Origin of the sequence: Pseudonocardia sp. Ae717_Ps2 (genome assembly GCF_001932475.1) — a bacterium.
In the GTDB taxonomy this organism is placed as follows: domain Bacteria; phylum Actinomycetota; class Actinomycetes; order Mycobacteriales; family Pseudonocardiaceae; genus Pseudonocardia.
The window spans coordinates 80703-89647 of sequence record NZ_MCIS01000002.1; the positions used below are offsets into that span (position 1 = coordinate 80703).

General features: G+C 69.6%; 5 protein-coding genes and 2 pseudogenes. 4 read left to right on the forward strand and 3 right to left on the reverse strand.

What is annotated here, in order from left to right:
* Positions 1 to 2: 2 nt before the first annotated feature.
* Positions 3 to 380, forward strand: a pseudogene (locus Ae717Ps2_RS29585) (transposase family protein); the annotation flags it as partial.
* A gap of 853 nt (positions 381 to 1233) precedes the next feature.
* Positions 1234 to 1800 (forward strand): annotated as a pseudogene (locus Ae717Ps2_RS29590) (transposase family protein); the annotation flags it as partial.
* A 231-nt stretch (positions 1801 to 2031) separates the two neighbouring features.
* Here the strand turns inward: Ae717Ps2_RS29590 and Ae717Ps2_RS29595 are convergent.
* Genes Ae717Ps2_RS29595 through mobC form a run of 3 tightly spaced genes read right to left on the reverse strand, consistent with a single transcriptional unit; the run spans position 2032 to position 5929 of the window.
* On the reverse strand, positions 2032 to 4134 hold the full coding sequence (locus tag Ae717Ps2_RS29595) for a hypothetical protein (RefSeq protein ID WP_075334414.1): 2103 nt from the start codon (positions 4132 to 4134) through the stop codon (positions 2032 to 2034).
* Positions 4131 to 5699, reverse strand: coding sequence for a relaxase/mobilization nuclease domain-containing protein (locus tag Ae717Ps2_RS29600; RefSeq protein ID WP_075334415.1), 1569 nt, complete (start codon positions 5697 to 5699; stop codon positions 4131 to 4133). The genes Ae717Ps2_RS29595 and Ae717Ps2_RS29600 overlap by 4 nt, the downstream gene beginning before the upstream one ends.
* Positions 5696 to 5929 (reverse strand): plasmid mobilization relaxosome protein MobC, encoded by a 234-nt coding sequence (gene mobC, locus Ae717Ps2_RS37540; protein WP_075334416.1) that lies wholly within the window; start codon positions 5927 to 5929, stop codon positions 5696 to 5698. Before mobC ends, Ae717Ps2_RS29600 begins: the two co-directional genes overlap by 4 nt.
* 417 nt (positions 5930 to 6346) lie before the next feature.
* Between mobC and Ae717Ps2_RS29610 the strand changes: the two genes are divergently transcribed.
* Positions 6347 to 6991, forward strand: coding sequence for an META domain-containing protein (locus Ae717Ps2_RS29610; RefSeq protein WP_075334443.1), 645 nt, complete (start codon positions 6347 to 6349; stop codon positions 6989 to 6991).
* 512 nt (positions 6992 to 7503) lie between these two features.
* Complete coding sequence (locus tag Ae717Ps2_RS29615) at positions 7504 to 7875, forward strand: hypothetical protein (protein WP_233147829.1); 372 nt, start codon at positions 7504 to 7506, stop codon at positions 7873 to 7875.
* The last annotated feature ends 1070 nt before the right edge of the window (positions 7876 to 8945 follow it).

Consider the following 8945-nt stretch of genomic DNA (forward strand, 5'->3'; position numbering starts at 1 on the left):
TGACGATTGCTCGACGGCCGGGCCGCGAGCACGACACCACCTGCGCCCGCGCCCATCCCGAACTGCTGCCCGCCCTCGACGCCTGGACCGACCAGCAGCACGTCACTCTCCCCGACCTGGGCTACGAGGGCGAGACCACCCGACTGGCCTGCCCGATCACGAAGAAGCCCCACAGACCAAACGGCGACCGGCTCAACGTCGACCAGCAGACGGTGAACATGCTCCACTCCGCCGTCCGGGCCACCACCGAGCGCGGGAACTCGCTACTCAAGACCACTCTCAAAGCGCTACGCCGGGTCAGCCTGCGCCCGTGGCGGATCGGCCACATCGCCGCCGCCGCGCTCGTCCTTCTCCACATCGAACACGGCCGCACAACATGATCAACCGCCTACCGGGAAAGGCTCAGTGAGCGTTTTTCATCCTGGTTGACGACACCAAGAGACAGGCGCTCGCTAACAGCGGAGGTGCGCGCGTGGATGCTCCTACCGCAGGTCATGCGGGCGATCATCCGGCGGGGGGACACCGCGGGAGCGTCGCTGTGACCTGCACGAACGGCAGGCTGGAAAACACTCAGTGGACATCACGCACCCACCACAACCCGACCGCATTATCGCGGAGTCGAGAAATGCAACTCCACCCGAACAATCCTGAACGTCATATCCCGATCATACGGAGGGACCGACCACTGCATCCGCTGAATATCATCGATAGCATTCATCACAGACACCGTACGCTCATTCCGCGCGAAGCCATCCTCCTGCTCCATCGTCACCGTCAAATACGCAGTAGCACGAGGCGGAACATCGAAACTCACCGACGTCACATTCCGAGCCCGATCAATATCCATCGCATCAGGACACATCGCCGGCCACGCCGCATCCTCACCCGGACACCGCATCACATGATCAACACCCGCATACGCAGGAGACGCAGGAAGAACCAACGACCCCGCCACCACCGCCCCCATCACTCCCACCGACACAGCCACCTGACGCGCAAACTTCCGAATCCTCACTCACCAACTGAAACCCGACACTTCAACCACTGTCAAGATCCACACTGTGCGGCCCGCGCCACTCGCGACCTGATGCGCCGCACCGCGTGTTTTTACGCTGAGCCTTTTCCATCGTGAGTTCGCTGGTCAGCGGCCCGTTGGGGGGTAGCGGGGCTGGGTGAGGCTCCCGGTAGGACAGCAGTCGACCAAGATCGACCATCCTGACCGGGAGCCTCGTCGTGTTGTCCTACCCTGCTGCGATCGCGTTGTCGACCCACACACTCACCCAGCTCAGCACGCTGATCCGGCGCCGTCGGCGGGATAGCACGGGTCGGTGGTGGCGGCTCACCGCAGGCCACCAGGCCCTGCTCGTCCTCGCGTATCTGCGCAACGGTGACACCTACGCCCGGCTTGCTGTCGGGTTCGGGGTCGCGATCAGCACCGCCTGGCGCTACGTCCACGACACCCTGTCCCTGCTCGCTGCGCGGGCCGAAAACATCGACCAGGTCAGCCATCGAATCGGGGCGCTGGCCTGGGTACTGCTGGACGGGACCCTGGTCCCGATCGACCGCGTAGCCGGGCAACGCCGTTTCTACTCCGGGCGCCATCGCCGGCACGGGATGAACGTCCAGGTCCTCGCTGATCCGTTCGGCCGACTGATGTGGGCGGCCCCACCGTTACCGGGGTCCACCCACGATCTGACCGCCGCCCGCCGTACCGGCGTCATCGAGGCTGTCACCAGCCAGAACATCCAGGCGTGGGCGGACAAGGCCTACCAAGGCGCCGGGAGCACGGTCAGGACCCCCACAGCAGCGTGCTGTGACCGATCGGCAAGGATCGGTCACAGCACAACCACGCCATCGGTCACAGCCACTCCCGAGCAAAACCCCAGTTCACAGCCCCACAGCACACCGCTGTGACCAATGTGCCCGCTGCGACCGATCAACCCAGACACCCCCCACCTCAGACTCCCTCCCCACTCCCTCGGGCTGTGCGCCCCGGGCGCCCGGCCCGCTTCTCGGTCAGACCCGCCCGGCTCAGCGGGTCGGGCGGGGCCCCCGCGGGAGCTGCAGCGGCTCGAACCTCGGCGGCGACTGCACCTCGGCCCGCCCCGGCCGCGCCGCCCTCGCATCCGGGACTGCCGCATCCGGGACGGTCGACGGCGGCCGGTGCGCGACCTCGACACGCAGCGCGGCCGCGGTCGGTGCCCCGGTCTCCTCGGCGTGGGCCAGCGCGCGATCCCGGTCGGCGCGGCGCTGCTCGGCACCGGCCTCGACCTCGGCCTGGCCGATGAGTTCCTCTCTCGGCCGGGTATCCGGGTCATCGAGCGTCCGAGCCTGCACCTCTGCCCACTCCTCAGCCTGATCAGCACGACCCCGCGCCCCGTCGGCCCGGTTGAACCGCATCCACACCTCTCCCGGGTCCGGGGCGAGCAGGATCTGCTCGATGTAGTCGTCGTCCTCGACCGTCCCCGCCCCACGCGCCATCTCCAACGCGGCACGATCGACCGCGTTGGTCGGATCGAGCTGGTAGATGTCGAACGGCGGCTCCGGCACGCCGTCACACATCTCCTCGGTGATCACACCATTCGACGACGCCCCGTACCCCCTGCTCGCCTCCCGCACCCGGGCAGCATGGGCGGCGTCGCGGCGCGACCGCTCCGACTCGCCCGCCTCCGCGGCCTGGTGCTCGCGGAACTCGATGCCGCGCCGCAGCACCGACTTCACGTACGAGGCCGGGGTCTTCCGCGACGAAAGACGCGACTCGACCGACAGCGCGGTCTGCGTGAGTTCCTGCGCGATCGGTGCGCCCTGCTCCTTCCACACGAGTAGCTGCTTGGCCAGACCAGGCCACGCCCGACAGCTGATCACCGCGTCTGCGGACCGCCCGGAGAAGTGCCGACGGATCATCCGCTCGGCCTCCCCCAGATCGGATCCGCTCCGGTGGATCCCGGCCGCGGTCTCCCCCGCCGCCCGGCCCGGCTCATAGGTACTCGGCCCACCCGTCGGAACCGAGCGGGCGCGCTCCTCCACCACCGCCCGCAGATACGCCGCGGGATACTGGGCTTGGCTGATCTTCTCCGCCGGAAGATCCGCTAGCAGAGCATCAAGATCCCGGCCGGCGAAGCGCAAATCAGTCAGTTGCGCCCGCAGCTGATCGAAGTACTCACTCCGCAGCACCCCGTCGCGTGCAACACCCGCGTCCCTCAGACCTCTGTCCAGCGCCTCATCGACTTCCCTGGCCACGACCGGATCGACCGGATCAGCGTCGACAACCTGCAACTGGTCAGCCGTCCGCTGCACCATCCGGTCCACGAAGTCAGCCAGCAGATGCCACTCCACAACCTCGTACTGCTGGCGAACCGCACCAAGATCGAGCCGCCTCACGACATCGGTCATCGAGTATCCGCGGTCCTCCAACCCGCGCAGCCTCGTGGCCAACCTGTCGATCGCCCCGTACCTCTGCTCTTCGGAGCCGCCATCCCCATTCCAGTACGGGCTGGGCGTCATCACCGCCGCAGCCAAATCGAAGTCGTTCGGCCAGACCTCACACAGGTTCCCCCACACCCGCACCCGCAACTGCCAGGGTTCCTCACGCACCTCCGTGCGGGCGTGCACGGCCCGCATGTGTCCGTAGGTGCCCAGCTCGCCGAGGTCTTTGAGGGTCCGCTGCTCTCCCTCGGTGACCTCGTCACGCAACCGCAGAGCAGTCTCCTTGTCCGCGACCACGAACACCGACAGCTTCTTCTCAGCAAGCCAGCCGTCCGCCCACAGACCCCATGCACCGTGCATCCCCGACGGGGAGTCCTCCGGCATCGGCCCCGTCGTCGTGTGCACCACCCAGCCGAACTGCTTCTCACCGCTTGTCTTGTCCTCGAAGCTGGACGGGTCGCGTCGTCGCGCCGCCTGGAACGCGGACTCGTCGGCCTCAACCATCGCCCGCACCCACGGATCGAGGTCGTTCGAGTACCGCTGGGTCGCCCGTGCAGCCGCCCACTCCTGGCTCCACGCCGCCCGCTCCTGGTTGACCCGGTACTGCCGTACCGCGTTCGCGGTCACCAGCATGAACTGCGTCCATGCCTGCACCTGGTCCCGACCGAGACCGAGCAGCGGAACGTCCTGGTCGACCGGCCCCGTCACCGTCCTCTCCCTCGCCTCTGCTTCTCCTGATACGTCGGCTCGTGAAGTCCCGACGACCTCGCCGGCCCCGTCGCCGACGCCGGCGGGCGCTGCCCAGCCGATCGGGCCGCGCCTCCGCGGGCCGGCCCGCTCGCGGCCGCTCGTGCCGCGCTACTGCGGGCCGATGCCTGCAGCGCTCCGCAGCTGCGGTGCGCCGCCCGGGCCTGCGCAAGCCGTGACTGCGTCTCCCGCAGTGTTGCGATCTCGGCGACCAACGTCGCCAGCGCCAGCACCAACCGGGCCCCGTCGCCCTCACCGTGGCGGCCCACCGTTCGCACCGACGCCAGCCGCCACGCCGACTGCCGCAGCACCTGAGCCACCGGCGACCACCGTGCTGGCAGCACCTGCTCCGGCACTCGGGCCGCTCGGTCGAGGTCGTTGCCCGCCTCCCTCCGGACCCGCCCGTCCGGGTCCTGACGGCCCGTTACCACCCCCACCGCGCAGAGCATGTCCCCGGCCGCGTGCGCGATCCCGTCGGCACCCACCCCGGTCTCGCCCGATGCCAACGTCGCGGTGGCATGCTCCATCGACGAGACCGCATCATCGATCGCCGCCACCCGCTCCTGCGGACTCACCGACGCCCGATACGTCCGCCCCGGAGCACCACCCACCACCGGTGCCGGCGGCGGCGCCGAGCTCCACCGCCGCTCCAGGTTCGGCAACGACAGGTCTCGGGCCAGCGTCCGCCCGGAGAACCACACCGGCTGCCCCGCCGCGGTCAGATCACCCGGCGCGGCGACCGAGTAGCCCACCATCGCCGCACCTTGCCCCGTCGCCGGCTCCTCCGAGCTGCGGGCGCGCACCAGCACACCGAGGTCCTTCAACGCAGCCACGAACCCCTCCGGGTCCCTGGCCTGTACCGCCGCGACCCGCGACATCCGTCGCAGCCACTCCCGCGAAGTCTCCTCCACACCCCGGCGCAGCGCCTTCTCCTGCTCGGCCTGCGTCGGCCCGGTCACCGAGCTGCGATCCGCAGCCGCCGTCGGCGTCAACCCCAGCTTCCGCTCCCAGTCCCGGCACGTCTCGCGCGCCCGGACGAAGTCCCGGAACGGGTGCAGCCGCTTCCCGGACTCCTGACGCACCAGAACCGCCGCGACGTGCACGTGGTCATCGGCGTGCCGGATCGCGACCCAACGACAGCCATCGAGCTCACCCCGTGCCGCGATCCCAGTGCGATCCATCAGGTCCTCGACCACCTGAGCCCACTGCGCATCCGACAACACCGGATCACCCGGCGCGTTGCGCAACGAGCAGTGCCACACCGGCCCCCGCCGCACCCGGCCGCCGGCCTCGGCGCGCGGCTCCCGCAACCCGACCCCCGCCGCGACCGCCGGAGCACCGACCGCATCGACGAGACCGCGCAGATCCCATCCACCGGCGACGTCCTGCGCCGGCTGATACTTCTCCGGCGCCCCGTCCCAGCTCGCGACGACCCGCTGCCCGGTGTGCTCGTTGAACCGCCCCGGCCCCATCAGGTAACGGACCAGCCCCTCGACCCGCCAGCCACGGCTCACCTTCGCGATCACCGTCGGCTCCCCGACCGCCGCAGCTGCGCCGCCGCACCGTTGACCTGCCGGTCCACCTCGGCCACGGTCCGGTCGACCCGCTCCACCAACCGCGCCACCATCGCCACGACCTGCCCCACCGTCGACTCGAGCACCCCATCGGTGTTCGCGACCCGAGCGATGTCGTTGAGGTTCCCCCCGATGTTGCGCAGAACCCGCCGATCCTCCATCAACTCCGAACGCAGCCCCATCAACTCCTGCATCCGCGCACCAGCCGAACCCGCCGAGACCCGCCCACCAGGAACCACCGGTTCAGGCGGCTCCGCCGCCCGAACCGCCGCCTCACCCACCCACGCACCCGGAGCCATAGCCGCCGACGCAGCAGCCACCTCGACTCGAGCCATCTCCCAATCCGAGAACCAGACAGTCGTCCGGTGCGGACGCCCGCCTTCAGCCCGAGATCGGCGAGTTCGGCCAGCCAGAGACATCCAGACCCCCTCCACTTCCGGCCGAGAATCTCACACCGCCACCCCCTGTCAGTGTTTTCTCCGAGAAAACACCTAACTTGCTCCGCCGCAGGCGGACACCCACCCCGCTCCGCCGCAGGCGTCGCGGTCACCTACCGTCGACCAGACCTACCCGTCAGTAACCGTGTTTAGGTGAAACCCATGCACACGACTTCCCGCACACGACGCGCCGGTGCCGCAGCACTCCTCGCCGCCGCCGCCCTCACCACCGCCGGCGCACTCACCACCAGCACCGCCACCGCCGCCGCCACCCAGCCCGCCGCGGCCCAGCAGCCCTACTACGAGGTCTGGGAACCCGGACAGCACCAGCCCCCGCACCCCACCGCAGGAGTCCACGTGCCCCGACCCGACACCACCACCACCGACACCGACGGCCCCCACGCCGTCGGCCCCTCCCCGCCACACCCGCCGCACTCACCACACCGACCGACCCGACTGCCCCGACCACGCTGCCGATGCCGACCGGCGCCCCCTCCGCGCATCCCCTGCAGGCAGGCCCTGATCGGCCACTGGACCCCCGCGGACGACACCACCGCAGGACGAGCGTTCGTCGAGTTCACCCCCGACGGACACTGGACCGGCTCCGACGGCTGCAACCACCTGACCGGCACCTGGGGCGTCCACACCGACGGCACATTCACCGCCACCGCCAACCCGACCACCCTCATGACCTGCGAGAACATCCCCATCGCCGACTGGCTCACCCAGACCAGCCACGCCGACATCACCAACAACACCCTCGTCCCTGCGCGGGCCCCGCCGGCGACACCACCACCACCGCCCTGACCCGCCACCCCTGACACCCCGGCACCGCCCCCACGACAACACCCTTCCCCCGCGCAGTGCGATAGGTCACACTGAAGGTGTTCGGGTCTGCAGCGGTCGCACCCACCCGGCGCGCTGGGGAGCGCACGCCACCCGCGACCGCCCACCAGGGCCGGGCCGCCCACCCCTCCGGCGACGGGCCCGGCCCACCCCCTCACCCAGCACCCCCGACCCCGCCGGACGCCCCCGGAGGCCCTCGGAGGCCCTCGGAGGTCCCCGGACTGCGCCGAACCAGGACAGATCAGGACACACCAGACATAACTACAGTGCGTGACACGACCGTGTCCCGTGTCCGATTAAATGCCCCATACGGGTGGTCGAGACTTCGACCGCGGGAAACAGTCCGCGCGCGCCGCGCGCGGGCCGGGTGACAGTGTTTGACCTGCAGTTACCCCACCTGAACCCTCTCGTTGCAGCTGGCACGGGCTCCCCTCGTATCCGACGTGCCAGCAACAACCAGGAGGACATACCCCATGTGGAAGAAGACCGGGATCGTCGTCGCCGCCTCGGCCGCATCACTGATGGCGCTCTCGCCGGTGGCCATGGCCCACGGCACCCACAGCGGTGACCACGGTGACGGGATCGACAAGAGCGCCGAGGGCCTGATCGCCGGCCTCAACGGCAACAACGTCAACGTCCCGATCCAGGCCTGCAACAACAACATCCCGCTCAACCTATCGGGCTGCAGGTCCCCATCGAGGACGCCGCCGCCGCGAACGGCCTCACCGGCGCTCTGGGGATCCTCGGATCCGGCACCGCGAAGTCCGGACACTCGGGTCACCGACCAGTCCGACAACTGCGCCCAGACCGGCGCCGCCGGAGACACCGTCAAGGGCCACAAGTAACAACCCCGACCCACCGCACGCTGGGTAGAGCCTTTACCAACCCGGCGACCACGCGGTCTGCTCGCCTGACCACCAACAGCACACAGACCGCACACAGACAGAGCCCCGCCCCGAGGGACCACGGCACTGACGCACAGGGTGCCCACCCCCGGAGCGGGGCTCTCCCACATCCCCTGAGGTTCCCCCGCTTTGCCGGAGTGGTCTGAACACTGGCTCGATCTTGAGAACCAGGAAGGAAGACACTGAGTGTTTTCCAACCTGCCGTTCGTGCAGGTCACAGCGACGCTCCCGCGGTGTCCCCCCACCGGATGATCGCCCGCATGACCTGCGGTAGGAGCATCCACACGCGCACCTCCGCTGTTAGCGAGCGCCTGTCTCTTGGTGTCGTCAACCAGGACGAAAAACGCTCACTGGTGCCGGCTCCGACCCGAACCGGCGGCTCTACACCCGCCCCATAAAACTGGAAACGATCCAGAACCCCAGGACCCCCGGGGGCGGGTCCGGGCACAGCGGATCAGCCCGGACCGAGCCCACCACGACCGGGATCGGTCAACTCCGGATGCGCCCGCAGATACGCATCCCGCACCTGCCCCGACAACCGGCCCCCGAGCACCCACCGCATACCCCTGAGCCTGCGCCCACGCCCGCACCGCCCCCACCGACGGGACAGACACCGCCGAGGCAGACACCGCCGGGACAGACGGGACGGCCACCGCGACCTCACCACCGGAGTCAGCAGGGCCGGCAGGGTCGGCGAGCGGCCACAACGCCAGAGGGACATCCCCGTCATGGGCGACGCCACGCCGGGCCGGCCCCCGACGACTCCGAGAACCAGCAGCGCCCGACCCAACAGCACCGGCCGGCGCCGCGCCACCCGCGCCTGCCGGGCCACCCGGCGCCGGCCGGGCCGGTCGGGCGGTCCGCGGGATCCCCGACGTCACCACGAGCAGCGCGGTCACCACAACCGGAGAGGTCACCACAACCGACGCGGAAGCCGAGGGAACTGAGGGAAGCGAGCAGCGTGTCGGTGACCACCCGAGCGACATCAGTGTGAGCGTGATGATCCAGAA